Source organism: Rhizobium sp. SG741, assembly GCF_012275435.1.
GTDB lineage: Bacteria > Pseudomonadota > Alphaproteobacteria > Rhizobiales > Rhizobiaceae > Rhizobium > Rhizobium lusitanum.
Map to the genome: position 1 here is coordinate 499,044 of NZ_JAAZQP010000002.1, position 26,734 is coordinate 525,777.

Consider the following 26,734-nt stretch of genomic DNA (forward strand, 5'->3'; position numbering starts at 1 on the left):
CCGTCAGCGGCCCTTTTTCTTTCGCCATTCGGCGAATTTGAGCTTCGGGGCGTCGCTGGTTGCTGGGTAGAGACCGATGATGGTGGCGCCGTTCATGACCTCCTCGGTCACGAAGTCCTCGTAAGCCGTCATCTCCACGGTCTCGTCTGCTATTTCGTCTGCCAGATGTGCGGGAATGACGATGACGCCTTCATTGTCGCCGACAAGGACGTCGCCGGGGAAAACCGCCACATCGCCGCAGCCGATCGGACCGTTGATCTCGATGGCCTGATGCAGCGTCAGGTTTGTCGGTGCGGACGGCCGGTGATGATAGGCGGGAATATCAAGGGCGGCGATTTCCGGGCTGTCGCGGAAACCGCCGTCGGTGACGACGCCGGCCACGCCGCGCACCTGCAGGCGCGAGATCAGGATCGAGCCCGCCGATGCGGCGCGCGCATCCTTGCGGCTGTCCATGACCAGAACGGCGCCGGGCGGGCACTGTTCGACGGCGGCACGCTGCGGATGTTCCGGATTACGGAAGACTTCGAGCGTGTTGAGGTCTTCGCGCGCCGGAATATAGCGCAGGGTGAAGGCCTGGCCGACCATGTTCGCCTTCTTCGGCGAGAGCGGCCGGACATCCTGGATAAACTGGTTGCGCAATCCGCGCTTGAAGAGGGCCGTGGCGATCGTCGGTGTTGCGACCCCCATCAGCTTGTTGCGCGTCTCGTTGCTCAGCACGTAGTTGCTCATGCAGAATATCCTTTGCGATCAATAGATGTCGGGTTCGCCCGGTGTCGGGCCGAAGCTGGTTTCCAGGAAGTCGAAGTCGCAGCCCGTATCGGCCTGTGCCACATGGCGCGAAAACATCCAGCCATAACCGCGGCCGAATTTCTCGGCCGGCTTGACCCATGCTTCGCGCCGCCGTTGCAATTCGTCTTCGTCGACAAGCATGTCGATGCGCCGCGCTTCGAGATCGAGACGAACGATATCGCCGTTGCGCAGCAAGGCCAGCGGGCCGCCGACATGGGATTCCGGGGAGACATGCAGGATGCAGGCGCCGTAGCTGGTGCCGCTCATACGGGCGTCGGAGAGGCGGAGCATGTCGCGATGACCCTGCTTCAAGAGCGCCTTGGGGATCGGCAGCATGCCCCATTCCGGCATGCCCGGCCCGCCCTGTGGGCCAGCACCGCGCAGCACCATGACGTGGTCTGGCGTGATGTCGAGATTTTCATCGTCCACCGCCGCTTTCATCTCCGGATAGCTGTCGAACACCAGCGCCGGCCCCTGATGCTTGTGGAAGCGCGGATCGCAGGCGGCCGGCTTGATGACGGCGCCTGTTGGAGCAAGGTTGCCCTTCAGCACCGCGAGCGAGCCTTCATGATAGACCGGATTGTCGAGCGAGCGGATGACGTCGTCATTGTAGCATTTGGCACCTTCCAGCGTTTCGCCGAGCGTAACGCCGGATACGGTGAGTGCCGACAGGTCGAGCTTGGAAGAGAGCTTCGCCATCAGCGCTCTGAGGCCGCCGGCGTAATAGAAATCCTCCATCAGATAGGTCTTGCCGGTCGGCCTGATGTTGGCGAGCACCGGCGTGGTGCGGCCCGCCGTGTCGAGATCGTCAAGTGAGAGATTGACGCCGGCCCGCCGCGCCATGGCGATCAGATGGACGACGGCGTTGGTGGAACAGCCCGTCGCCATTGCCACCGCGACGGCATTGTTAACCGCGGCTTCCGTGACGATCTTGGAGGGAATGAGATCTTCCCATACCATCTCGACGATGCGACGGCCGACGGCCGAGGACATGCGGATATGGTTGGCATCCGGTGCCGGAATGGAGCTGGCGCCGGGCAATGTCAGGCCGAGCGCCTCGGCGATCGCCGTCATGGTGCTTGCCGTGCCCATGGTCATGCAGTGGCCGTAGGAGCGGGCGATACCGGCCTCGACGTCGACCCATTCCTTCTCCGAAATGGTGCCGGCGCGGCGCTCGTCCCAGAATTTCCAGGCATCCGAGCCGGAGCCCAGATATTCGCCGCGGTAATTGCCGCGCAACATCGGGCCGGCCGGCAGATAGATCATTGGCAACCCCGCGGAGAGCGCACCCATGACGAGGCCCGGCGTGGTCTTGTCGCAGCCGCCCATCAAGACAGCGCCGTCGACCGGATGCGAGCGCAGCAGCTCTTCAGCTTCCATCGCCAGCATGTTGCGATAGAGCATGGTCGTCGGCTTCACATAGCTTTCCGACAGCGACAGGGCGGGCAGTTCCAACGGAAAGCCGCCGGCCTGCAGGATGCCGCGTTTCACATCCTCGACGCGATGCTTGAAATGAGCGTGGCAAGGGTTGGCATCGGACCAGGTATTTAGGATGGCGATGACCGGCTTGTCGGTCCATTCTTCGGGCGCATAACCCATCTGCATGGTGCGCGAACGATGCCCCGAACTTCTGAGATCGTCCGGGGCGAACCATCTGGCGCTGCGCAGTTCCGACGGTGTTTTCCTGCTGCTCATTGTATTCCAGCCTTGTATCCGAATGTTGGTGGAAGCGATAAGTCGATGCGCCGCATCATTCCTTCATGCCCCATTTTTGCAGGGTCCGACGCTCGATCGTCTGGAAGACCAGGTTCTCGACAATAAGCCCGATGACGATCACAGTCAGCAGGCCGGCGAAGACCGAGGGTATGTCGAGAAGATTGCGGTTTTCGAAGATGAACCAGCCAAGGCCGCCCTGGCCGGAGGAGACGCCGAACACAAGTTCGGCGGCAATCAGCGTACGCCACGAAAAGGCCCAGCCGATCTTTAGTCCGGTCAGGATCGAGGGGAAGGCGGCCGGGATCAATATCCGGAAGACATAGGAAAGTCCGGTCAGCCCATAATTGGCGCCGACCATACGCAGCGTGCGCGAGACGCCGAGGAAACCGGCATGAGTGTTGAGCGCGACAGCCCAAAGTACCGAATGTATGAGTACGAAGACGAGGCTTGCCGGTCCGAGACCGAACCAGATGAGGGCGAGCGGCAGCAGCGAAATTGCCGGCAGCGGGTTGAACATCGCCGTCATGGTTTCAAGAAAATCGGTGCCGATGCGGGTGTTGATCGCGACGACCGTGAGGATGGCGGCAAGCACCGTTCCCGAGACGTAACCCGTCACCAGCACCTTCAAGGTGGTCCAGATGCGGGCCGGCAGGACGCCGTCGGCGAACCGATCGTAGAGCGCCGTCAGCGTGTCGCTGAGCGTCGGGAACAGGAGGGGATTGTCGAGATGCCGGGCATAGGCCTCCCAGATGATGGCAAGGGCGACGATCAGCAGTGATTTGCGAAAGAGACCGGATTGCCAGAGGAGCTCCAGCGGGCCGAGCTTCTGTTCGACGGCGGCGATATGGCCGACCGTTTCGGCTGTCTCGGGGGCAAGGATGATCTGCGGTGCGCTCATGGTCTCACTCCCTGTGTCCCTGTTCGGCAAACAGCATGTGATGGATTTCCTGCTCCAGCTTCGCGGCGGCCGCGGCGTCATTGCGGACCGATTCCACATCGCGTACTTCGGCCTTGACGCGGCCCGGATGCGGCGACAGCAGCAGGATGCGGTTGGAGATCTTGATCGCCTCGGCGATCGAATGGGTGACGAAGATGACAGTGAAGCGGGTATCTTCCCAGAGCTGCAGCAGCTCATCCTGCATCTGGCGGCGGGTCAGCGCATCGAGTGCGGCAAAGGGCTCGTCCATCAGCAAGATATCGGGCTGCATGGCCATGCCGCGGGCGATTGCGACACGCTGCTTCATGCCGCCGGAAAGCATATGCGGATAGGTGTCCACCGCCCGGGTGAGCTTTACCTTCTCGATATAGTCGCGGGCGATGGCCTCGGCTTCCCTGCGTGGCAGGCGGCGTGCCGTCGTCAGCGGAAACATGACGTTTTCGAGCACTGTCTTCCACGGCAGCAACTGGTCGAATTCCTGGAAGACCATCATGCGGTCGGCGCCGGGCTTCTTGACCGGCTGTCCCTTGATTTCGATCCGGCCCGCCGTTGGCGTCATATAGCCGCCGATGGCCTTCAGCAGGGTCGATTTTCCGCAGCCCGAGGGTCCGAGGAGAACGAAGCGATCGGACTGGGCAACCGAGAAGCTGACGTTTTCCGTCGCGGTGATGAGGAGATTCGGCGTCTTGTAGCGCAGTGTCACCTTGTCGACATTCAACAGCGGCTTTGCGGTTGCCGTTTCTGTTGTCGGCTTGTCGGCGGCAATTTTTGTCTGAAGCATGAGGGCTCCTCCACGAAATGGCTTGAAGGCGGCATTCGCGCCGCCCGCAGGCGTCAGTTGCCGTTGAGATCGGCTGCTTCCGGCAGGTAGTAGTCGGTCCAGGCCTTGGGCATCGTCTTCAGTGTGCCGGTCTTGTAGAGATGGGCCGCGAACTTCATGGTTCCCTGTGGGTCCATGCGGAATTCCATCATGTGCGGCTCATTGAGGATCGCCAGCAGGTCGTCGACACCAGTTTTGTCGCCGCTGACCGTCTTATAGGCTTCCACCGCCGATTTCGGGTCCTTTTTGATGAAATCGATCGCTTCCGCCGTAGCTTCGCGCACCGCCTTGATGATCGTCGGGTTGGCGCTGGCAAACTGGGTCGTGGTGAAGAAGGTGCCCTGGGTCAGCTCGCCGCCGATGATGTCGCGGGAATCGATGACCTTATGAACGCCCGGCTGCTTCAGCTCCAGATACTGGAAGGGTGGGGCGGAGAAGTGGTTCTTCACCTCATGCGTCTGGTTGGCAAGCGCCGCCATGGCATCGGGATGGCCGAGCTGTACGGTATTGGCATCGAATTTGTGCACCTGGTCGTCGCCATACATCTGCGCGGCAGCCATCTGCAACAGGATAGCCTGCGTCGAAACGCCGACCGTCGGCACGGCGATCTTGTCGCCCTGCTGGATATCCTTCAGCGACTGAACCCGCGGATCGCGCGAGACCATGATGACCGGCTGGGCCGAATTGGTGACGATGCCCTTGACCTTGCCCCTGGTGCGATCCCAAAGCAGCAGGAGGTTGCCGGTGCCGGTATTAACGATGTCGACGCTGCCGGAAAGCAGTGCATCGGTCTGCGCGCCACCGCCGCTGAAGGTGCGCCATTCCACCGTGACGCCGGGCAGGCCATCGGCCGCCGCGTGTTTCTCGATCAGCTTCTGCGTCTCCATGACGTGGCTGGCGAGATAAAGAATACCCGGCTGGCGCGTGATCGAAATGTCGGTCTTTTCAGCGGCGCCGGCTGAAAAAGTGCCGGCAAGCATCACGCCGACCGCAGTCAGACAGCGAAGAAATCCTCTCATCTACTCCTCCCCATTGATCCAACCCTTGAGAAATGGAGTTGGCTTGGTTGGACTAAAGCACTAATGTATCAGTGCATCAAGCCCTAAACTGTGCTTAATGGTTCGACGCTCTCGATCAGAAAGGCTGCCAGTGAAGCTCAACCCGAAAGAATTCGCCCTGGACCGCTCCCGTCAGGTCGCGCCGCAGATCCTGGAAATCCTGCGGTCGCGTATTCTTTCCATGAGCCTGCCACCGACGACGGTGCTATCGCGCATCTCGCTGCAGAGCGAATTTAACGTCAGCCAGACGCCCGTGCGCGATGCCTTGATCCGGTTGGAAGAGGAGGGGCTGGTCGAGGTCTATCCGCAATATGCAACCGTCGTTTCGCGTATCGATATTCGTAATGCCACCGAAGCGCATTTCCTGCGACTGTCGATCGAGCTTGAGGCGATCCGCCGGCTGACGCTGGAAGCGCCGGATGAGACGTCAGCGGCTCTGGAGACGGTTCTGTCTCGCCAAAAACGTGTCGTGTCGCCGGAGACCTACGATCTCTTTGACACGCTCGACAAGGATTTTCATCGGGTACTTTACGAGAGGGCAGACATTCTCGGCCTGTGGGCGACAGTTCGGCGTCAGGGAGCACATATCGACCGGCTGCGGATGCTCAATCTGCCGATGCCGGGCAAACTGGAGCAGATCATCGTCGATCATCAGGCTGTCGTCGATGCCGTTCGCTTGGGCGATCCGGAGGCGGCCGTTGCCGCCTTGCGCAAGCATCTCTCCGGCACATTATCGATCATCGATCTGATCTGCGAGCAATATCCGGATTATGTGAGCCGTTAAACGCCATCGGTCATCTCAGGATTGCTTGGACATGTGGAGCGGGCAAGCGCGCGCATTGGCTTGCGCCTCGCTTCATGCGAGAAAGCGTGTGATGAAACAGATCATGGAGTTTGCTTGACCATCGGACTTGCGCATGCCGAGCTGATCGCCGTCCTGACGGCTGTCACGGGCAATGATCCCAGGGTGATGACGGTGCGGTCGGGTGAGGCTTTGCCGTCCGGTCCGTTCGAGCTTGGGCATCGCACGCTGCAAAGCGGGCTTCGTGAGTGGATCAGGGAGCAGACGGCTCATCCCGTCGGCTATCTGGAGCAGCTTTATACCTTCGCCGATCGTGACCGAAACAACGAGATCCTCGGCGGACGAACGATCTCGATCAGCTATCTCGGCCTGGTGCGCGAACAGGCAGCCCCCGGCGGCGGCCTGCCGGGATGGCATGGCTGGTACGAATATTTCCCTTGGGAAGACCATCGCAAAGGTCGGTCGGCGGTCCTCGATGACATCGCCGCCCGCGTTGCGCTCTGGGTCGATGGTGACGCTGCGAGGCGTGATCAACGCCGGCGCCGTATCGATTTCGCCTTTGGATTAAACGGGGCCGCATGGAACGAAGATCTCGTTCTGCAGCGCTACGAGCTGCTCTACGAGGCCGGTATCGTCGCCGAGGCGGGCTGCGAGCAGTCGCGAACTTTCGGACGGCCGATGTTTGCCGATCACCGTCGTATCCTCGCCACCGGCATGGCGCGGCTGCGGGCCAAGATCAAGTACCGCCCGGTCGTCTTCGAGCTCATGCCTGAGAACTTCACGCTTCTGCAATTGCAGCGAACAGTCGAGGCGCTGGCAGGCCTGACGCTGCACAAGCAGAATTTCCGACGGCTGATCGAACAGCAGGACTTGGTGGAAGAGACCGGCGGCTCCGAAAGCGAGACCGGCGGCCGCCCGGCGAAGCTCTTCCGCTTCCGTCACGCCATCCTCGAAGAACGCGAATTCGCCGGAACGAAATTACCGCTCTCCCGCAATTGACATATGCTCATATCGAGAATATCTATTTGCGCATAATATGCTCAAAGTGAGTATAATAAGGAGCCGGTCATGAATCTTCCCGTATCCGCATCCTCCCTCTATGATCGTGTCAGCCGCGTCATCCCGAAAGCCGAATGGCTGACGTTTCAGGATGATGTCGAGGCCATCCTCGAGCTGAAGCGGCGGCACAACGCCGTCATTCTCGCCCACAACTACCAGACGCCGGAGATCTTCCACGGCGTTGCCGATATTGTCGGCGACAGCCTGGCGCTGGCGCGCAAGGCCATCGAGGTCGACGCCGACATCATCGTCCTTGCCGGCGTGCACTTCATGGCCGAGACCGCCAAGCTGCTGAACCCGGAAAAGACGGTGCTGATCCCCGATATGGACGCGGGTTGTTCGCTGGCGGATTCGATCACGCCTGAGGATATCGCCTTGCTGCGACAGGCACATCCGGGCGTTCCCGTCGTCACCTATGTCAACACCTCGGCTGCCGTGAAGGCGGCATCCGATATCTGCTGCACTTCGGGCAATGCCAAACAGGTGGTGGAATCGCTCGGCGTGCCGAAAGTGCTGATGCTTCCGGACGAATATCTGGCGCGCAACGTCGCGCGCGAAACCAATGTTCAGCTCATCGCCTGGCATGGACACTGCGAGGTCCATGAACTCTTCACCGCCGACGACGTGCGCCAACTGCGTGAAAATTATCCCGGCGTCACGGTGCTTGCGCATCCCGAATGTCCGCCGGATGTTGTCATGGAAGCGGATTTTGCCGGCTCGACTGCCGTCATGTCCGACTATGTCGGCAAAAGGCGCCCCGCCCGCGTCGTGCTGCTGACGGAATGTTCGATGAGCGACAATGTCGCCGTGCGTCATCCCGATGTGGAGTTCATCCGGCCCTGCAATCTCTGCCCGCATATGAAGCGCATCACGCTCGGGAATATCCGTAAGGCGTTGGAAGAGGGGCAGCATGAAGTGACGATCGATCCGGCGATCGCGGTCGCCGCCCGCCGCGCGGTGGAAAGGATGCTGGCGATATGAGCGAGATTCTTGAAGAGCTGAGCGGTCGCATCGTTATCGTCGGCAGTGGTCTTGCCGGGCTGATGACAGCGCTGACCTTGGCCCCGGAACCCACCGTGATCGTAACGCGCGCCGCGCTCGGCGGGGAAACGTCGAGCGCCTGGGCGCAGGGCGGTATCGCTGCCAGCATGGGTGACGACGACAGTGCTGCGTTGCACCTGGCCGATACGCTTGCCGCCGGCGACGGGCTTTGCGATTTGAAGGTGGCCGCGAGCATCGTCGCTGAAGCGCCCGCTGCCATCGCTGCGCTGGAGCGGGCCGGCGTTCAGTTCGATCGCAATGGCGCCGGCGTACTATCATTGGGCCTCGAGGCGGCTCATTCACGTCGCCGTATCGTGCATGCGAAAGGCGACGGCTCGGGTGCGGCCATAGTCCGTGCGCTTACAGAGGCGGTCGCCCGCGCGCCGTCGATCAGGGTGCTTGAAGGCTATGAGGCGCAACGGCTGTTGCTGGACGGCGACCATATCGCCGGTCTGCTGTGTGCAACGGAGAAGGGGACGGTCATCCTGCCATCCTCCCGCGTCGTGCTCGCGACGGGCGGCATAGGCGGCCTCTACGAGGCCACGACCAATCCTGTCGGCAATTTCGGGCAGGGGATCGCGCTTGCCGCGCGGGCCGGCGCGCTTCTGGCCGACATGGAATTCGTGCAGTTCCATCCGACGGCGCTCGACAGCCGCAGACGACCGCTGGCGCTCGTCAGCGAGGCGGTTCGTGGCGAGGGTGCCTTGCTCGTCAATGAGAATAACGAGCGCTTCATGGCGAAGGTCGATGGCGCCGAGTTGGCCCCCCGCGATGTCGTTGCGCGCGCCATCAGCGCGGAAATCGCGCGCGGAGGCCGGGTTTTTCTCGATGCCCGTGAGGCGCTCGGCAACCGCTTCGCGGCGCGTTTCCCTGTCATCGACGCGCTTTGCGGCGAGGCCGGCGTCGATCCATCGCGTGATCTAATTCCGGTGCGTCCGGCTGTCCACTATCATATGGGTGGCGTGGCGACGGACGAGAATGGCCGCAGTTCCGTGCCCGGCCTATGGGTCGTTGGCGAGGCGGCATCCACTGGCCTGCACGGGGCCAACCGCCTTGCCAGCAATTCCCTGCTGGAAGCTGCGGTGATGGGCATGCGAGCGGCGCATGATATCGCCGGCATCGATGCAGGCCCGACAAGGCTGCTGCACGATCATGCGCGTCTCTTGGCACCCGATCTGTCGCTTGTTCGGCCTGTTGTCTCGCGCCATCTCGGCGTCCTGCGCAATGCCGGCGCGATTCATGGCGCGATCGCAGCCCTCCTGCCGCTGTTCGACAGCGAAGGTCCGACGGCCGATCCGGCCCTCGTCGCGCTGCTGATCGCCGTCTTCGCCAGCCTCAGGAGGGAATCGCGCGGTGCTCACGCCCGCACGGATTTTCCGCTGAAGCTGCAGCATGTGCAGCGTCGCATGATGCGTCTGTCCGATGCCTTGGACATCGCGAGATCCGTCATTCCCTATTCCTTCGCCAGGAGCGCCTGACATGACCCTCGTTCCCCTTCCGCGCCTCATCGTCGAGCCGTTGGTGCGCAATGCCCTGCTTGAGGATCTCGGCCTTGCCGGCGATGTCACGTCTGCCGCCGTGATCCCCGCGACGCATCGGTCCCGCGTGGCAATGGTGACGCGCCAGCCGGGTGTGGTCGCCGGCCTCGATGCGTCCGAACTCGCCTTCCAGCTCGTCGATCCCGGCATCATCATGACCCGCAACGTGCCTGACGGCACGAAGGTAGAGGCAGGCGAGGTGATTGCAACGATCGAGGGACCATCGCGCGGCCTGCTGACGGCGGAACGCACCGCCTTGAATTTCCTCGGCCATCTCTCGGGTATCGCGTCCGTGACGGGCGGCATCGTCGAGGCGATCGCGGGCACCAAGGCTTTGATCGTCTGCACCCGCAAGACGACGCCGGGCCTGAGGGCGCTGGAGAAATATGCTGTCCGCGCTGGCGGCGGCACGAATCATCGCTTCGCGCTCTATGACGCTGTGCTGATCAAGGACAATCATGTCGCCATTGCGGGCGGTGTCGTCGAGGCGATCCGTCGAGCCAAGGCGGGCGTCGGCCATATGGTCAAGATCGAAGTCGAGGTCGATACGCTGGAACAGCTTCGCGAAGCCATGGCCGAAGGTGTGGATGCCGTGCTGCTCGACAATATGGCGCCGGATCAGTTGCGCAAGGCGGTCGATATTGTCGCCGGACGAGCCATTACCGAAGCGTCGGGCCGCATCACGCCGGCAACCGCTGCAGCAATCGCGGCCTCCGGTGTCGATCTCATTTCCGTCGGATGGCTGACACATAGCGCGCCGACGCTCGATATCGGCCTGGACTGGAAGTCGGCGGCTTAACGCCGCCGATTGCAAGCTCAGAAAACGACCGGCACTTGTGCGCCGTCCATGCTGATGACGACGCCGGTAACGTAACTTGCCTTGGTCGAGCTCAGGAAGGCAACGACATTGGCGATATCAGCCGGATCTGCCATGCGGCCGATCGGGATGCGCCGCAGCGCGTCGGCGAGCGCCTCCTCCTCTGTCGAGCCGGTAGCTTTCGCCGCCGCCTTCAGGCCTTCGGCGACGCGATCCGTTTCCGTCAGGCCGGGATTGAGGCCGACGACACGCACGCCCTTGCCGGCATAGGCATTGGCGAGCCCGACGCTTGCGAGCATCAGGGCGGCATTGGCCGACCCGCCGGGCAGATGGAAGGGCGAGGCGATCTTACCGCCATTGCCGATGATATTGATGACGGCGCCCGAGCCGCGCATGCTCATGCGTTTGATGACGGGATCGATCACGTTGATATAGGAAAAATACTTCGCATCCATCGCGGCGCGCCAGATCGCAGGGATCAGTTCGTCTGCCGGCGTGCGCGCCGCAGCCCCTGCGCTGTTGACGAGAATATCGATGGGGCCGATTTCGGCCTCGACCTTGTCGACGACCGCGAGGGCCTGCTCATCGGATATCAGGTCGGCGGCATAGCCGTGCGCTCCGGAGAGCTTCGAAAGCGCCTTGTCGATGTTGGCTTGCGCGCGCGAACATATGGCGACACGCGCGCCTTCCAACAGGAAGAGTTCGGCGCAGGCATAGCCGATGCCCTTAGAGCCGCCTGTGATCAGAACGACTTTATCCTTGAGGCCAAGGTCCATGAGATTGTCTCCGGGTGCATTGCGAAAGGGCTCGCAAGCTACGTCCGGAAATCCCTGCCGTACAGAGTGGCAGCCGTCACAGCTTGTTTACCGGTCTCTACGAAAGGCGTTTGGCCTTCAGCACGGAAACGGCGGTTTCGCTGTTGTGGACATAGTCGTGGGCATCGGGCTGCTTTTGCACCAGCAGAATGAACAGCAAATCCGTCAACATCAGCTGGGCATCGCGCGCCGTGATCGACGAAGAGCGGACGCGATCCTCGTCGCCGACGGTGTGAAGGCGGATATCGGCAACGCGGGCAAGCGGGTTGTCCTGAAGTCCGGTAACGGCAATGACGGTCGCCCTGCGCTGGCTTGCGAGCTCGGCGATCCGCAGCGTCTCGATGCTGGTGCCGGAATAGGAAAGGGCAAAGAGCAGATCGTCCGGGCCGAGCGTCGACGCATTGGCCATCTGCACGTGGCTGTCGCTGTCATGCAGGACGTTGCGGCCGAGCTTCATCAGCTTGTAGGAAAAGTCGCGGGCGACCAGCGATGAGGCGCCGACGCCGGCCAGATGGATGCGCCGTGCATCGTGAAGGGCTTCGAGCGCCTTGTCGATATCGCCCTCATTGTTGACCGAGATGGTCTGCTGCATGGCTTGCAATTTACTGCCCAACAGCTTCTGCAGGATCGTGAGATAGCCGTCACCCACTTCGATCGTGCCGTGGATCATGCCGGCCGGGGCTGGCCATTCCTGGGCTTTCGCCTCGCTGACGGCAAGCTTCAGTTCCTGGTAGCCGGCATAGCCAAGCTTCTGGCTGAACTTGACGACGCTCGACTGGCTGCGGCCTGTCTCGACCGCAAGCGCCGCCGATGAGAGGCGCAACATCTGGTCGGGATTTTCGACGATGAATTGCCCGATCTGGCGATCGGCAGGCGCCATGGTCTCGAGCTGCGCACTGATTTTCTTCAAGATAGACATCTGTCCCTTCGGGCCGTCGGGGCCGATTCACGCATCATCACGAGCAGACCAAAAATAGCATTCGGATGAAGCCGGGCAACCATGCTTTGAGCGATAGAGGTTACCATAGAGAATTGGAATAAAAAATTCCAATTTCCGTTGACAGGTTGGAATGGTCGAATAATCTTCTGCAGGAAGCAGGCGGCGGAGTCTCTGGGACGTCGCACCTCTCTTCAACGGGTTCTGATCATGGATAGACTTCGCATCTCTGGCGGCAAAAGGTTGCAGGGCGCCGTGACGATTTCGGGCGCCAAGAATGCGGCCCTGCCGCAGATCGCGGCTGCCCTTTTGAGCCCGCATCCGCTGGAGCTGACCAACCTGCCTGTCGTCAGCGATGTCGAGAACATGCTTGGCGTCATTGCCCTTCATGGGGCGAAGATCACGCGTGCGGCGCACGGCACGACGATCGATCCGAGCGCCATCGTCTCGAAGGAGACCTCGTACGATACGGTCCGGCGCATGCGAGCAACCGTCCTGGTGTTGGCGCCGCTGCTTGCCCGTTTCGGTCAAGCACGCGTCTCCCTTCCCGGTGGTTGCGCCATCGGTGCCCGACCTGTCGATATGCATATCAAGGCGCTTGCGACCCTGGGAGCCGATATCGCGATCGAAAGCGGCCTGATCGTCGCTTCGGCTGCCAATGGGCTGAAGGGTGCCCGCATCGTGCTGAGCTCGCCGTCGGTCGGCGCGACGGAGACGGCCATGATGGCCGCCTGCGCCGCCAAGGGCGAAACGGAGATTTTGAACGCCGCGCGTGAGCCGGAAGTTGCCGATCTCGCCGCCTGCCTCAGCGCCATGGGTGCGCGGATCGAAGGGGCGGGCACGCATCGCATCCTCATCGATGGGGACACCAGCTGGCGTCCCGCCAAACACCACGGCATCCCCGACCGTATCGAGGCGGGAACCTATGCCGTGGCCGCCGCCATCACCGGTGGACAGCTCGAACTCATCCATGCCCGGTTGGAAAATCTTGCCTCGGTCGTGCAGGCGCTGGAGGCCATGGGCGTCAGTGTCTGGCCGAGCGATCGTGGCTTGGTCGTCTCCAGAGACCGTCCGCTCAAGGGCGCCGACCTCACCACCGAACCCTATCCGGGCTTCCCGACCGATCTGCAGGCGCAATTCATGGCTCTTGCCTGCTGCGCCGAGGGCGCCTCGCTGATCCGCGAGACGGTGTTTGAAAATCGCTTCATGCATGTGCCGGAGCTGATGCGGCTGGGAGCCAACATCACCCTGCAGGGCACAACGGCCCTAGTGCGGGGTGGTGTGCCGCTCAAGGGGGCGCAGGTGATGGCGACGGATCTTCGCGCCTCCGTTTCGCTGGTGCTGGCGGCGCTCGTGTCGAAAGGCGAAACCATCGTCAATCGCGTCTATCATCTCGATCGCGGCTATGAGCAGCTTGATCGCAAGCTTCGCCTCTGCGGCGCCGATATCGAACGGCTGACGTCATGACCGCTGCAGCAGAAACCTCTCCTTATTTCCTCGGCGTCGATGGCGGCGGCACCGGTTGCCGCGCCCGCATCGAGGATGCCGCCGGCACGATACTGGGGCAGGGATTGTCCGGTCCCGCGACGACGCGGCTCGGTGTCGAGGAAGCCTGGGCTTCCATCGCCAGGGCCTTCGATGCCGCAATCGAAGAGGCGGGTCTGAGCGCCACGCATATCAAGCGTATCCATGCAGGCGTCGGGCTGGCCGGTATCAGCCGCAAGGGTGCGCTTGAGGCCCTCAGGGCCATAGAACATCCCTTTGCCAGCATCGACTTCGTCAGCGACGGCGAGGGAGCCTGCCTCGGCGCCCATTCCGGCCGGGATGGGGCAATCGTCATTGCCGGCACGGGGTCGATCGGGCTCGGTCTCGTCGAGGGCCGGCAATTGCGGGTCGGTGGTTATGGTTTTCCGATCTCGGACGAGGGCAGTGGCGCTTACCTCGGGCTGAATGCGGTGCAGCTCGCGCTTCGCGCCCATGATGGCCGCGAGCAGAAGACGGCATTGCTGGCCGAGATCATGCAGCGATTCCAGAACGATCCCATGGAAGCGGTGGCCTGGATGGATCGCGCATCCGCCACCGACTATGCGACACTTGCGCCGATGGTTCTGCGTCATGCCGACCAGGGCGATGCCGTGGCGCGGCGCATCGTGCAAAGCGCGGCAGGGCATATCGACACATTGGTTCGCACCCTTTTCGAGAAGGGTGCGCCGCGCGTCTGCCTGCTTGGCGGCCTGGCGAGTCCGCTCGAGCCCTGGCTTGCGCCGGATGTGCGCCGCAGCCTCAAGCCCATCGATGGCGATGCGGTCTCGGGCGCCATCATCCTTGCCAGAAGGGCAATCCGCCAGCGTTGACGGGAAGGTCGGCGCAGCGGTTTTTCGCGCGATAAAATTGGAATATTTTATTCCTTTTGTGATTGACTGAAGGAATAAACGGACATAGTGTTAACAAAGGTAAACAGGGAATGGGCGCAGAACGAAGCCGAAAAGGCCGGCTGCATCCTGGCTGATTTCAGTCTTCCGTTTTGTTGAAAAACCGAATTTTGCCGGGGCGGGTCCGATGCTTCATTGGTCGGGCTTGTCATCTCCTGACTTATTGATGTCGAAGCGTTAGTTCGAGAACAGACCCATGACAGAGCAGAAGTTGATATCCGAACTGGAGCAGTTGGTTTCCGAAGGCCGCAATCCGAATACGATGCATATCGATCTGCTGCCGACCTTCGATATCCTGCGCGAGATCAATTATGAGGATCAGACGGTGCCGGTCGCCGTCGAAAAGGTCATTCCGGCCATCGCTGCCGCCGTCAACCAGATCGTCGCCGCCTTCCAGAAGGGTGGCCGGCTGATCTACATGGGGGCAGGGACCAGCGGCCGGCTCGGCGTGCTCGACGCCTCCGAATGCCCGCCGACCTTCAGCGTGCCGCCGGAGATGGTCATCGGCCTGATTGCCGGCGGGCCGGATGCGCTGCGGCGTTCGATCGAGGGAGCAGAGGATGATCCCGAGCAGGGACGCCAGGCGCTGCGGGAGATCAACCTGACGGCAGCCGATGTCGTTGTCGGCATCGCCGTCAGCGGTCGCACGCCCTATGTCATCGGCGGCTTGAACTATGCGAAGAGCATCGGCGCCTTTACGGTCGCCCTGTCCTGCAATCCCAATTCCATTATTGCCGGCATCGCCGATCTGGCGATTTCTCCGGTTGTCGGTCCGGAAATCCTGACAGGCTCGACGCGCCTGAAGTCCGGCACAGCGCAGAAGCTCATTCTTAACATGCTGACGACGGCAAGCATGATCCGCATCGGCAAGAGCTATCAGAATCTGATGGTCGACGTCAGCGCGAGCAACAAGAAGCTGGTGGCGCGCGCCGCGCGCATCGTCATGCAGGCGACCGGCTGCTCGCAGCAGGAGGCACGCCGCGTTCTCGATCTGACAGGCAATGACGTCAAGCTTGCCATTCTCACGGAAATAACCGGGATGGGCATTGAAGAAGCCCGCGCGGCATTGCAAAACGCTGATGGATTCCTGCGCAAGGCCATCAACGCTAGGACTGCTTAAGGGAAGATCGCGGCGCGCCGCGATAGCAATCAATTGGCCAAAATCGGCCGGGGACATTTGAAAAAATCGGAGGGCTGGGAATGGAAGGGCATTTTGCAAGGAAACTGATTTCGGGGGTCGTGCTGGCGGCGGGGCTTGGCATGGCGGTGGTCGCGATGCCGGTTGAGGCAGCGACGCTGCGCATGGCGTGGTCGCAGGATGCGACCGGGCTCGACCCGCACAAGCAGACGGCCTTTTCCTCCATCCGGCTGCTGGAACTGATCTATGAGCCGCTCGTTCGCCTCGATGGCAGTCTGCAGATCGTGCCCGGCATTGCCGACAGCTGGCAGTTTTCACCCGACGGCAAGCAGCTGACTTTCAAGCTCAACGCCAAGGCGAAGTTCCAGAATGGCGCCCCGGTGACCTCGGCCGACGTGAAGGCTTCCTTCCAGCGCATCCTCGACCAGGCGACCGGCGCCGTCGCCCGCGCCAACTTCTTGTCGATCGCGAGCATCGATACGCCCGACGCCAATACCGTTGTGTTCAACCTGTCGCAGCCTGACGTTCCGATCCTGACGGCGATGACCAGCCTCAATGCGGCGGTTGTTCCGGCGAGCGAAATTACCGCCGGCACCATCGGCACGAAGGCGATCGGTTCTGGCCCCTTCAAGCTCGACGGCTGGGTTCCGAATTCCAAGGAAGTGTTGAGCGCCAACAAGGACTGGGCAGGCGGCGCCGTCGGCGTCGACGGCATCAACATCAGCGTACTGCCCGATGAAACGGCGATTCTGGCATCGCTGCGCACCGGCCAAATCGATTTCGCGCTCCTGAACGATCCGCTCGTGGCGACACTGGTCCCCAAGGAGCCGAAGCTTCAGCTCACCCGCACGCCTGTGCTGGCCTACAATGTTCTGCAGCTCAACCCGTCGCGCAAGCCGATGGATCAGCTTGCGGTGCGCCAGGCGATCTCCTGCGCCATCGACCGCAAGGACGTGATGGATACGGCAGCGCTCGGCGAGGGCAAGGTGACCGGGCCGCTGACGATGCCGCTCTACGCCACCGATCCCGGCCAGCTTTTCTGCTATACGCGCGACGTAGCGAAGGCAAAGAAGCTGATGGCCGATGCCGGTTTTGCCAATGGCTTCTCCGCGACGGTGATCGCCGCCACCGGCGAGCCGCCGACGGCGACAGCCGAAGCGCAGGTCATCCAGTCGCAGCTCGCCGAAATCGGCATCAAGCTCGATATCAAGGTGATGGAGCTCAACGTCTATGTCGATACCTGGCTGAAGGGCAATTTCGACATGGCGGTCGCGCTCAACGGCGGCAGCGCCGATCCTTACTCCATGTACAACCGGTACTGGACGAAGACCGGCAATCTGCAGAAGGTCGCCAATTACATCGACGACACGCTCGATAGCCTGATGCAGAAGGGGCGCGTCGAAACCGACCCGGCCAAGCGCAAGGCAATCTTTGCCGAATTCGAGAAGCATATCGCCGAAGTCTCGCCCTGGATCTGGCTCTACACGGCTTACGGCTACACGGCTGAGCAGAAGAATGTTCAGGGCTTTGTGCCGACGCCGACGGGCTCGCTGTTCGGCCTCGCCAAAGTCTCGATCAAGTGACGGCAGTCGAGATTTAGAGGAAGTGCCATGGGATACCTGACGCGCCGGCTCATGACATTCCCGCTGATCATGCTGGGCGTATCCATCCTCGTCTTCGTCGCCATCCGGCTGGTGCCGGGTGACGCGATCACGGCGATGCTCGGAACCAATGCGGGCCTGCTGACGCCGGAGCAGCGGCAGGCCCTTGCCACCTATTTCGGCATCGACCAGTCCTGGCCTGTTCAGTATTGGCATTGGCTCCTGGGCATATTCCAGGGCAATCTCGGCATTTCCGTCACCTACGGCAAGCCGGTGCTCGACATCATCCTCGAGCGCTTCCCGCTGACGCTCGAACTTGCGTTGCTCTCCATGGTGATCGCGCTTGCCATCGGCCTGCCGGCGGGCGTCTTTGCCGCGACACGAAACGAGAGGTTCTCCGATCTTGCCGTGCGCATCGTCGCCATGATCGGGCAATCGACGCCGAATTTCGTTCTCGGGCTTCTGCTGATCTATGCCTTGTCGGCCGGTTTCGGTGTCTTGCCGACCATGGGGGAGTTTACGCCCATCTGGCGGGATCCGCTCGGCAATCTCGGCCAGATGATCCTGCCGGCATTGACGCTTGGCTTCGCCTTCGCCGCCTCGGTCACGCGCGTCGTACGCTCGGCCATGCTCGATGTTCTGAGTGACGATTATGTCCGCACGGCCCGCAGTCGCGGCGTGCCGGCGCGTGGCGTCATCTGGCGGCATGCGTTGCCGAATGCGCTGATCCCGGTGGTGACGCTCAGTGGCGTCGAGTTCGGCTATCTTCTCGGCGGCGCTGTTCTCGTCGAGCAGATCTATGCTCTGCCCGGACTCGGCCGCATGGTGCTCGACGCCATCCTGCAGCGCGATTATGCCCTGGTGCAGGGTAGCGTGCTGTTCATCGCCTTCAACTTCATGATCGTCAACCTGCTCGTCGATCTCGCCTATGTCGCGCTCGATCCGCGCGTCCGTCTGGGAGAGGGTTGATGCGGATCGTCAAGGCCATTTTGGGACATATGAGCGGCCGGATCGGCGGCATCATCGTTCTCATCTATATCGTGCTTGCCATTCTCGGCATGCTGGGGCTCACCCCGCACGATCCGTTGATGCAGAACCGGATCGACCGCCTGCATGCCCCCAATCTCACCTATTGGATGGGCACCGATCTCTTCGGCCGCGATGTCGCAAGCCGGCTGATGAACGGCATCGGAGAATCCTTCACCGTCGCCTTCCTGTCCGTGGCCGGCGCAAGCCTGATCGGCACCGTGCTCGGTTTGACCGCAGCCTGGTCCGGAAAGCGCTGGGCCGGCGTGATTATGCGGACGATGGACGTGCTTCTGGCCTTCCCGGCGATCCTTCTAGCGCTCCTGATTATCGCCATCGTCGGGCCGGGCACCTGGACCAGCGTCGCGGCGATCGCGATCGTCTACACGCCTATCTTTACCCGCGTCGTGCGCGGTCCGGCGCTGTCTTTGAAGGGACGCGACTTCGTCGATGCCGCCCGCACCTTCGGCAGCAGCAGGTCTTACATCCTGACGCGGCATTTGTTGCTCAATCTTGTTGCGCCGCTGACGGTGCAGGTGACGCTGGCGCTCGCCTGGTCGCTGTTGACCGAAGCGGGCCTGAGCTTTCTCGGTTTGGGAACGCAGCCGCCGGCCTCCTCGCTCGGGCTGATGCTGAGTGACAGCCGCAACCTTATGGAAACAGCGCCCTGGCTGCTGATCTTCCCCGGCATAACCATCATGATCTCTATTCTCGGCTTCAACCTGCTCGGCGATGCCCTGCGCGATATTCTCGATCCGAAAATGCGGAGGTCCACCGTATGAGCCCACTGCTGTCGGTCTCGGATCTGCGCGTCGGTTTCGGACGCAATCCGGAAGCAAATCCCATCGTTCGCGGAGTCAGCTTCGAGCTCGAAGCTGGCGAGACGCTGGCGATCGTCGGTGAGAGTGGGTCGGGCAAATCCGTCACGGCGCTTTCGATCAATCGCCTAGTCGATTTCGGCGGCGGTCGCATTACTGGCGGCTCGATTCGGCTGAAACGTGCGGATAACCGCGTTCTCGACCTGACCACGGCCGGCGAGGCACAGCTGGCGAAGATCCGCGGCGCCGAGATCGGCATGATCTTCCAGGAACCGATGACCTCGCTTAATCCGGTGCTGACGATCGGCACGCAGATCGAGGAATCGTTTCGGCTGCATCGCGGTCTGACCGGCCGCCAAGCGACGGCCGCCGCCAAGGATGCCTTGGATCGTGTGCGCATTCCCGATGCCGCTCGACGCCTGACCTATTGTCCGAACCAGCTTTCCGGCGGCATGCTTCAGCGTGTGATGATCGCGACGGCACTTGCCTGCAATCCGCGCCTGCTGATCGCCGACGAGCCGACGACCGCGCTCGACGTGACCGTGCAGGCGCAGATCATGGCGTTGCTCGCCGAGTTGAAGCGCGAGACCGGCATGTCGATGATCTTCATCACCCACGATATCGGCCTCGTCGCCGGCATTGCCGACAAGGTCATGGTTATGCAGGCCGGAGAGGCGGTCGAGCAGGGCGAACTCAACCAGATCCTCGATAATCCCATCCATCCCTATACACAGCATCTGCTGCATTCGGTTCCGCATTTCGCTGCCGGGAGTGCCGCGCGCACGGATTTTCAGCGCGATGAATCTCAGACCAAACCGGCGCTGAAGGTCGATGGCTTGACCGTCCGTTTCGCGGTGTCGAGCAGCTTCCTGCGTCGTGCGACCGGCGCGGTTCATGCCGTGGAAGGGGTCGGCTTCGATCTGATGCCGGGCGAGACGCTGGCGATCGTCGGCGAGAGCGGCTCCGGCAAATCCACGACCGCGCGGGCGATCCTTGGATTGGTCAAGTCGACGCGCGGCACGTTCACGACTAGTGGCGGCAAGGCCGCCGACCGCACGAGCGCGGTGCAGATGGTCTTCCAGAATCCTTACGCCTCGCTCAACCCGAGACTTCGGGTCGACAGCATTCTCGCCGAACCGGTGATCGCGGCCGGTGGCCGCCTGTCGGGAGGCACGCATGAGCGGATGGTCATGCTGCTGAAGCGCGTAGGCTTGCCGGAAAATGCCCTTGAACGCTACCCGCACGAGTTTTCCGGTGGCCAGCGCCAGAGACTGTGCATCGCGCGCGCTTTGATGCTGAACCCGTCCGTGCTGGTGCTCGACGAGGCGGTTTCCGCACTCGACGTCTCCGTTCAGGCGCAGGTCTTGAACCTGTTGATAGAGCTCCAGCGCGAATATGGGCTCGCCTATCTGTTCATCTCGCATGACATGGCAGTGGTGGAGCGGATCGCTCATCGCATCGCCGTGCTCTATGCCGGCCAGATCGTCGAGATCGGCGATGCGGCCTCGATCTTGTCGCAGCCCAAGCATTCCTATACCAGGCGGTTGATCTCGGCAGTCCCGACGGTCGCGCGGCGAAAGGAGAATTTCGCGCTCGACACGCGTCAGGTTCCTTCGTTGGTGCGTCCTCTCGGTTTCGAGCCGGCAGCACCGGAATGGCGCCGGTTCGCGCCGGATCACATCGCTCTGGCGGAAGCCTGAAGCAAGCCGGCGGGAAGGCGAGATATGGCGGGAGAGGGTATGCAGTTTGAGGAGCGTTTCGATCGGGCCTTTGCGCCGCTCGAACAGGCCGTCGCGTCAACGCGCATTCCGGGCGGCGTTCTGGGCATGGTCGATCTCGACGGTAACCGGCTGGTACGTGCCGTCGGTTCGGCGCAGAAGGTCCCGAGCGTCAGGCCCATGCTGGTCGATACATGGTTCGATCTCGCATCGCTCACCAAGGTCATTTTCACCACATCGCGCATCCTGGCGCTGGCGGAGGCCGGCACCATCGATCTCGATGCGCCGCTGACGACACTTCTGCCCGATCTGCGTCAGTACAGCGCCGAGGCATGGGAGCGAAAGGTGACCTTTCGCCAATGCCTCGGTCATCAGACGCCTTTTCCGGCGGTCGAGCCGATCTATACCTACGGCCGCGATCCGGACCTATTGCGCGCTTTCATCCTGCAGCGCGAATGGCGGGCCGGCCCACCCGTCTATTCCGATATCAATTTCATTCTTCTCGGCTTCGCGCTCGAACGCCTGACCGGCCAGACGATCCGCGCCATGGACCCGGGGCGGGGCTTTGCCTTTTCCGCCGAGCCCGATCAGGCGGCCGCGACGGAAGACTGCACGTGGCGTCATCGCGTCTTGTCGGGCGAAGTCCATGACGATAATTGCTCTGCTCTTCAGGGTGCGGGCCATGCCGGGCTATTCGGAACGGCAGCGGCAATCCTCGATTTTGCCGGGGGCTTGCTCGATGGCAGCGGCGCATCAGCCCGCTCGATCGCACTGATGCGCGCACCGCTTTCGGCCACACGCACGCATGGCTGGGAGCGCGCCCATGACGGTTGGTCCGGCGGGACGCTGTGCTCGCCGGAGACGATCGGCCACACAGGGTTCACCGGCACCGGCCTCTGGATCGATTTCGACAAGGGCAGGGCCTGGACCTTGCTCACCAACCGCATTCATCCGACACGCCATTTCGACAGTGGCATCTTGACGCTTCGTCAAACTGTCGGCGATCGCGTCAACGCAGCTTAGGAGCCTGATCATGGAACCAATCTGGGCAGTCGGTCTGATGACCGGAACCGTTCTCGACGGCAATATCGATGTTGCCATGCTGAAGACGGATGGCGAGCGGATCGAGGAATTCGGCCCCTATGTTCTGGCTCCCTATCCCGACTGGATCCGGGCGCTTCTGGAGGAGACGCTGCGGCAGGCGCGGGTATGGAACTTCGACGGCCCCGAACCGGCGATTTTCAAGGAGGCGGAAGAGGCCCTGACGCGGGCTCAGTCGGAGGCTGTCAGGCAATTGGTCGAGATCCACGGCATGACCATGGCAGATATCGGCGTTGTCGGGTTCCACGGCCAGACTGTGCTGCATCGGGCACCGCAAAAAGATCGGCTGGGGCAGACGCGCCAGCTCGGCGATGGCGAGTTGATGCGATCCATCCTCGGCACCAAGGTCGCCTATGATTTCCGCTCGGCCGATATGCGCGCCGGTGGCCAGGGTGCGCCGCTTGCCGCCGTCTACCACACCGCCTTGCTGCGCGGCGCGGGCGCGGCTGGCGAGACCGCCATCCTCAATCTTGGCGGCGTTGCCAATATCACGTGGTGGGACGGCGAGGGCAATTTCGTCGCCTTCGACACCGGCCCTGCCAATGCACCGCTCAATGATTTCATCAAGTCCCATGGTCTCGGCGAGATGGACCGCGACGGTGCGCTCGGTCGGGCCGGCAAAGTGGACGAGGCGCGGCTCGAGAAGTTGCTGCAGCACCCCTATCTTAGCAAGCCCTATCCAAAGTCGCTGGATCGTTTCGATTTCGGTGCTTCGATGGCGGATGGGCTCAGCCCTGAAGATGGTGCTGCGACGCTTTCGGCCTTCACGGCGGGCGCTGTGGGCAAGGCGCTGGATCTGTTGCCGCACCGGCCGAAGAAGGTTGTCGTCAGCGGCGGCGGCCGTCACAATCCCACAATCATGTCGATGCTGCAAAGCCGCGCCGGCGTGGAGCCGATCTTTGCCGAAGACCTCGGGTGGCGCGGCGATGCCGTTGAGGCGGAATGTTTTGCATTTCTGGCCGTGCGTGTGCTGCGCGGCTTACCGATCAGCTTCCCCGGCACGACGGGTGCGCCGGAGCCCATGCGCGGCGGACGTCTCGCCGGATAATCGCCGGCAGCAACATCACGCCGTCAAAGGTTTTCGCTGCAGCCCATCGATGCTATGAAGAGATCGCAATTATGCGATCGAACTGGCTTGGACGGATATCGCACGGATGGCAGGCAGGCAGCATCGAGCAGGCTTTGTCGGCGGCGTGGTCGCCTTTGCCATTATATGTGTCGTCGTGGCTTCGGCCCTTCGCCCTGCGAGCGCGCAGCCGGAATGGAGCGTTGCGCCGCCGGCCTGCGTCTCCGGCCCGATGATCACGCGCACGGGCGAGACACTTTGCATTCGCAAGGAAAGTTATAACAGGGATCTCTGTGCGGCTATCGATTACTTCGCCCGCATCAACCGTCTGCCGTCGGATTATCTGGCTCGGCTGGTCTGGCGCGAGAGCACGTTTCGGCCGGATGCCGTCAGCCCGAAAGGCGCTCAAGGCATTGCCCAGTTCATGCCTGGGACGGCAAAGCTTCGCGGCGTCCGCGACAGCTATGATGCGCTCGAAGCGCTGGGCAAGGCAGCTTCCTATCTCGACGAATTGCGCAACCGGTTCGGCAATCTCGGGCTGGCCGCCGCCGCCTACAATGCCGGCGAGGCGGGCCTGGCGAATTTTCTGAATTCCGGCGATCTTCCCTATGAGACGCGCAGCTATGTGAGCGCGATCACCGCGCATACGGTCGAGGAGTGGCGCGATGGACCGCCCGACGTCGCCGCGCCGGCCTTGGAGAAGGGCAAGCCTTTTGTCCAATCCTGTGTTGCCCTTGCCGGCAGTCGGCGGCTGAAGCAGGTCGCCTTGGAGCAAGAGCGGCCCTGGGCGCCCTGGGGCGCTCAATTGGCAGAGCATTTTCAGGTCAATGCCGCCCGCAACCTTTTCGCGACAAATGTCCGAAAGTTGCAGTCTCCCTTGAACGCGGAAAAGCCGCTGATCGTGCGTCAGCGTAATGCGGATTTCGGCCGGCGCATCCGCTTTGCCGCGCGTATCGGCAGGCAGACGCGTGCCGAGGCGGATGCCGTTTGCACGCAGGTCCGGCAACAGGGCGGCACTTGCCTGGTGTTCAAGAATTGAGTTTCTTGCTGACCTCAGATGCCGATCTCGAATGCCGGAGGCATGCCATCGTCGCATCGCGTCGCGCTTGTTTGATCGAGTGCCCACTGATTGGACTTTACTCCCTCTTGGCTCGCGCTTATTCGTTAAGGCCCGACCTTTGGGAGGAAGCCGCGGGATAACCAAAGGAGCGTGCAATGGCGCATAAGCGTGAAGTCCCTGGGATCCGTGCCTACAACAGCCCGGCCGGCGGCTGGGGAGCGCTCAAGGCCACCGCCAAGGCGGTCCGTGACCAGATGGAAGTCACCGAGGCGCCCGGCCTGCTCCTGCGCACCAACAAGCCGACGGGTTTCGATTGCCCCGGCTGTGCATGGCCCGACAAGGAGCATACCTCCACCTTCCAATTCTGCGAGAACGGTGCGAAAGCAGTCACCTGGGAAGCGACGAACAAGCGCGTGACGCCGGATTTCTTCGCCGAACATACGGTGAGCGAACTCCTGACTTGGAGCGACTATGATCTGGAGAATTCCGGTCGGCTGACGCATCCGATGGTCTACGATCGCGCAAGCGACACTTATAAGCCGATTGCTTGGGAAGATGCCTTTACCCGCATCGGCGAAGTCATGCGCAGCATGCCCAATCCGGATATGGTCGAATTCTACACGTCGGGCCGCGCCTCCAACGAGGCGGCTTTCCTCTTCCAGATCTTCGCGAGGGAATACGGCACCAACAATTTCCCCGATTGTTCGAACATGTGCCATGAGGCAACCAGTGTCGGCTTGCCGCAATCGATCGGCATGGGCAAGGGCACGGTATCGCTCGACGATTTCGATCTCTGCGACCTGATCATTTCGATGGGGCACAATCCCGGCACCAACCATCCGCGCATGATGGGCACACTGCACGAGTGCTCGCGCCGCGGCGTGCCGATCATCGTGTTCAATCCGCTGAAGGAGCGGGCGCTGGAGCGCTTCGCCGACCCGCAGAGCCCCATCGAAATGGGAACCTTCGGATCGACCCGGATCGCCTCCTCCTATTACCAGGTGAAGATCGGCGGCGATGCCGCTGCGCTCAAGGGTATCATGAAGGGCGTTCTGGCACTTGCCGAGACTTCGGAAGACGTGCTCGATCATGCGTTCATTGCCGAGCATACCAGCGGTTTCGACGCGCTGGTTGCCGATATCAAGCATACGGAATGGGCTGATATAGAGCGCGTATCGGGTCTTTCCCGCGCCGATCTGGAGCAGGTCGCCGCCGCCTATGCCAAATCCAAGGCAACGATCGTCGCCTACGGCATGGGTATCACCCAGCATGCCAAGGGCACTGCGAATGTGCAGCAGATCGCCAATCTTCTGCTGCTGCGCGGCAATTTCGGCAAGCCTGGCGCCGGCATCTGCCCGCTGCGCGGACACTCCAACGTGCAGGGCAATCGTACCGTCGGGATCACCGAGAAGCCGGATGCCGCGCTGATTGAGGGCATCGAGCGCGCCTTCGGTTTCAAGTCCCCGGCCCATCACGGCCATGATGCGGTTGCCGCCATGCAGGCGATGGCCGAAGGTCGCTCGAAGGTGCTGCTCAGCCTCGGCGGCAATTTTTCGATCGCGCTTCCGGATCCCGAGCTGTGCGCCGAGGGTATGCGCAGGCTCGATCTTGCCGTCCACCTGAACACCAAGCTCAACCGTTCCAATCTTCTGATCGGCAAGGAATCCTTCTTGCTGCCAGTGCTTGGCCGCACCGAAGAGGACGTTCAGGCCGCCGGCCCGCAATCGGTGACCATCGAGGACTCGATGTCGATGGTGCATGCCTCGCGCGGCAGGCTGAAGCCGGCATCGGGGGAGCTACGTTCAGAGCCAGCCATCGTTGCGGCCATGGCGCAGGCTACCTTGCCGGAAAGCAAGGTCGCGTGGATGGAACTGGTCAAGGACTATGACCTGATCCGCGACAAGATCGAAATCGTTTATCCTGATTTCGTCCGTTACAATGAGCGCATCCGCGTGCCCGGCGGCTTTCGCCTGCCGCTCCCGGCGACGGAGCGCGTCTGGAAGACGCCTTCCGGCAAGGCCGAGTTCAAGCTGTTTTCCGGCCTTAATGAGGACATCTCGCTTTCGGATTCAAGTATCCTCAAGCTCGCGACGATCCGCAGCCATGATCAGTACAACACCACGATCTACGGTCTCGACGACCGTTATCGCGGCGTGTTCGGCCGTCGTGATGTCCTGTTCATGAACGACAAGGACCTTGAGGCCAAGGGATTGGAGCATGGCGATCTCGTCGAGATCGAGACGGCGCTGCCTTCCGGCGGCAAGCGGCTGTTGAAGCTGACGGCGATTTCCTACGATATCTCGGAGGGTTCCGTCGCTGCCTATTATCCGGAAGCCAATTGCCTGATCCCGCTCGACTATCAGGACAAGGAAAGCGGCACGCCTTCCTACAAGTCCATCCCGGTGCGCATCAGCAAGGCTGCTTGAGCAAGGCTGCGCGCAAACC

At 62.0% G+C, this 26,734-nt stretch carries 23 protein-coding genes; 16 read left to right on the top strand and 7 right to left on the bottom strand.

All coding sequences use genetic code 11. The features are described 5' to 3' along the window. Positions 1-3: 3 nt before the first annotated feature. Genes FHT29_RS07695 through FHT29_RS07715 form a run of 5 tightly spaced genes read right to left on the bottom strand, consistent with a single transcriptional unit; the run spans position 4 to position 5,281 of the window. Positions 4-729, bottom strand: coding sequence for a ribonuclease activity regulator RraA (locus tag FHT29_RS07695; protein ID WP_168599500.1), 726 nt, complete (start codon positions 727-729; stop codon positions 4-6). Positions 730-747: 18 nt separating this feature from the next. Then, entirely contained in the window at positions 748-2,484 is a 1,737-nt protein-coding gene (gene araD / locus FHT29_RS07700; protein WP_168599501.1) for an L-arabinonate dehydratase, read from the bottom strand. 55 nt (positions 2,485-2,539) lie between these two features. After that, a complete protein-coding gene (locus tag FHT29_RS07705) occupies positions 2,540-3,403 on the bottom strand; it encodes an ABC transporter permease (protein WP_168599502.1) in 864 nt (287 codons plus the stop codon). Positions 3,404-3,407: 4 nt separating this feature from the next. Then, positions 3,408-4,223, bottom strand: a complete 816-nt coding sequence (locus FHT29_RS07710; RefSeq protein WP_051963302.1) for an ABC transporter ATP-binding protein — start codon at positions 4,221-4,223, stop codon at positions 3,408-3,410. A gap of 53 nt (positions 4,224-4,276) precedes the next feature. Beyond that, positions 4,277-5,281 carry an ABC transporter substrate-binding protein gene (locus FHT29_RS07715; RefSeq protein WP_037192340.1) on the bottom strand — a complete coding sequence of 335 codons (1,005 nt, stop codon included), beginning with the start codon at positions 5,279-5,281 and terminating at the stop codon, positions 4,277-4,279. Positions 5,282-5,411: 130 nt separating this feature from the next. Here FHT29_RS07715 and FHT29_RS07720 point away from each other — a divergent pair, with 130 nt between their 5' ends. From FHT29_RS07720 to nadC, 5 genes are all read left to right on the top strand, one after another. After that, positions 5,412-6,104: a GntR family transcriptional regulator gene (locus FHT29_RS07720; protein ID WP_047554718.1), complete on the top strand. Its 693-nt coding sequence runs from the start codon at positions 5,412-5,414 to the stop codon at positions 6,102-6,104. Between the two features lie 114 nt (positions 6,105-6,218). Further along, complete coding sequence (locus FHT29_RS07725; protein ID WP_168599503.1) at positions 6,219-7,121, top strand: hypothetical protein; 903 nt, start codon at positions 6,219-6,221, stop codon at positions 7,119-7,121. A gap of 69 nt (positions 7,122-7,190) precedes the next feature. Next, positions 7,191-8,162 (top strand): quinolinate synthase NadA, encoded by a 972-nt coding sequence (gene nadA / locus FHT29_RS07730; RefSeq protein ID WP_047554722.1) that lies wholly within the window; start codon positions 7,191-7,193, stop codon positions 8,160-8,162. Next, positions 8,159-9,700 carry an L-aspartate oxidase gene (locus tag FHT29_RS07735; RefSeq protein ID WP_168599504.1) on the top strand — a complete coding sequence of 514 codons (1,542 nt, stop codon included), beginning with the start codon at positions 8,159-8,161 and terminating at the stop codon, positions 9,698-9,700. The genes nadA and FHT29_RS07735 overlap by 4 nt, the downstream gene beginning before the upstream one ends. A 1-nt stretch (position 9,701) precedes the next feature. Then, on the top strand, positions 9,702-10,559 hold the full coding sequence (gene nadC / locus FHT29_RS07740) for a carboxylating nicotinate-nucleotide diphosphorylase (protein ID WP_168599505.1): 858 nt from the start codon (positions 9,702-9,704) through the stop codon (positions 10,557-10,559). Positions 10,560-10,576: 17 nt separating this feature from the next. Here the strand turns inward: nadC and FHT29_RS07745 are convergent, their stop codons facing one another. Further along, positions 10,577-11,353: an SDR family oxidoreductase gene (locus FHT29_RS07745; RefSeq protein ID WP_168599506.1), complete on the bottom strand. Its 777-nt coding sequence runs from the start codon at positions 11,351-11,353 to the stop codon at positions 10,577-10,579. 97 nt (positions 11,354-11,450) lie between these two features. Next, positions 11,451-12,311, bottom strand: coding sequence for a MurR/RpiR family transcriptional regulator (locus FHT29_RS07750; protein WP_168599507.1), 861 nt, complete (start codon positions 12,309-12,311; stop codon positions 11,451-11,453). Between the two features lie 228 nt (positions 12,312-12,539). Between FHT29_RS07750 and murA the strand changes: the two genes are divergently transcribed. From murA to FHT29_RS07805, 11 genes are all read left to right on the top strand, one after another. After that, a complete protein-coding gene (gene murA, locus FHT29_RS07755) occupies positions 12,540-13,796 on the top strand; it encodes a UDP-N-acetylglucosamine 1-carboxyvinyltransferase (protein ID WP_168599508.1) in 1,257 nt (418 codons plus the stop codon). Then, complete coding sequence (locus FHT29_RS07760; RefSeq protein WP_168597347.1) at positions 13,793-14,683, top strand: N-acetylglucosamine kinase; 891 nt, start codon at positions 13,793-13,795, stop codon at positions 14,681-14,683. Before murA ends, FHT29_RS07760 begins: the two co-directional genes overlap by 4 nt. 274 nt (positions 14,684-14,957) lie before the next feature. Beyond that, complete coding sequence (gene murQ, locus FHT29_RS07765; protein WP_168599509.1) at positions 14,958-15,881, top strand: N-acetylmuramic acid 6-phosphate etherase; 924 nt, start codon at positions 14,958-14,960, stop codon at positions 15,879-15,881. Between the two features lie 80 nt (positions 15,882-15,961). After that, positions 15,962-17,482 (top strand): ABC transporter substrate-binding protein, encoded by a 1,521-nt coding sequence (locus FHT29_RS07770; protein ID WP_168599510.1) that lies wholly within the window; start codon positions 15,962-15,964, stop codon positions 17,480-17,482. A gap of 27 nt (positions 17,483-17,509) precedes the next feature. Beyond that, positions 17,510-18,469 carry an ABC transporter permease gene (locus FHT29_RS07775; RefSeq protein WP_168597349.1) on the top strand — a complete coding sequence of 320 codons (960 nt, stop codon included), beginning with the start codon at positions 17,510-17,512 and terminating at the stop codon, positions 18,467-18,469. Next, a complete protein-coding gene (locus FHT29_RS07780) occupies positions 18,469-19,308 on the top strand; it encodes an ABC transporter permease (protein ID WP_168599511.1) in 840 nt (279 codons plus the stop codon). Before FHT29_RS07775 ends, FHT29_RS07780 begins: the two co-directional genes overlap by 1 nt. Continuing rightward, on the top strand, positions 19,305-21,044 hold the full coding sequence (locus FHT29_RS07785) for an ABC transporter ATP-binding protein (RefSeq protein WP_168599512.1): 1,740 nt from the start codon (positions 19,305-19,307) through the stop codon (positions 21,042-21,044). The genes FHT29_RS07780 and FHT29_RS07785 overlap by 4 nt, the downstream gene beginning before the upstream one ends. Before the next feature lie 24 nt (positions 21,045-21,068). Further along, the gene (locus FHT29_RS07790; RefSeq protein ID WP_168599513.1) at positions 21,069-22,085 is read left to right on the top strand and encodes a serine hydrolase; all 1,017 of its coding nucleotides are present in this window, start codon (positions 21,069-21,071) and stop codon (positions 22,083-22,085) included. Between the two features lie 10 nt (positions 22,086-22,095). Further along, the gene (locus FHT29_RS07795) at positions 22,096-23,211 is read left to right on the top strand and encodes an anhydro-N-acetylmuramic acid kinase (protein WP_168599514.1); all 1,116 of its coding nucleotides are present in this window, start codon (positions 22,096-22,098) and stop codon (positions 23,209-23,211) included. Positions 23,212-23,317: 106 nt separating this feature from the next. Next, positions 23,318-24,268, top strand: coding sequence for a lytic transglycosylase domain-containing protein (locus tag FHT29_RS07800; protein ID WP_168599515.1), 951 nt, complete (start codon positions 23,318-23,320; stop codon positions 24,266-24,268). A 176-nt stretch (positions 24,269-24,444) separates the two neighbouring features. Continuing rightward, positions 24,445-26,715, top strand: coding sequence for an FdhF/YdeP family oxidoreductase (locus FHT29_RS07805; RefSeq protein ID WP_168599516.1), 2,271 nt, complete (start codon positions 24,445-24,447; stop codon positions 26,713-26,715). Positions 26,716-26,734 lie beyond the last annotated feature (19 nt).